Below are 519 nucleotides of genomic sequence, written 5' to 3'. Positions count from 1 at the left end.
CATCCGTCTCACCGTCACCTAAGAACGCCCAAATTTTACGGCCTTCTTTTTCTAACAGTTTGCGGTTTTCCATATAACGATGCACGTGAGCATGGTAGATCGACATGATCGGACCTAGGCCCATTGATACCGTTGGGAACTGCCAATAATCAGGCATCAAATATGGATGTGGATAGCTTGATAAGCCTTTACCACCCACTTCACGGCGGAAGTTATCGAGCTGATCTTCAGTTAGGCGACCTTCTAAATAAGAACGTGCATAGATACCTGGTGCTGAGTGACCTTGATAATAAATCATGTCACCACCGAAGTGATCGCTTGCCGCACGGAAAAAATGGTTGAATCCTGTTTCATAAAGCGTGGCACTAGAGGCAAATGACGCTAAGTGACCACCCAAATCATCATCGTTTTTGTTGGCACGCATGACCATTGCCAAAGCGTTATAACGAATCAACGCACGAATCTTACGCTCCATACCAAGATCGCCTGGATACATGGGTTCGTCTTCAACAGCGATAC

The 519-nt window shown here is 46.1% G+C and carries 1 pseudogene; it reads right to left on the bottom strand.

Annotated features, from left to right (window positions below):
- Positions 1-519: pseudogene (gene aceE, locus ACS8FC_RS20860) on the bottom strand (pyruvate dehydrogenase (acetyl-transferring), homodimeric type); the annotation flags it as partial.

It is taken from the genome of Psychrobacter sp. 1Y4 (assembly GCF_051847555.1).
Note: the sequence above shows the minus strand (reverse complement) of the source record. Positions and strands in the feature narration are given on the sequence as shown.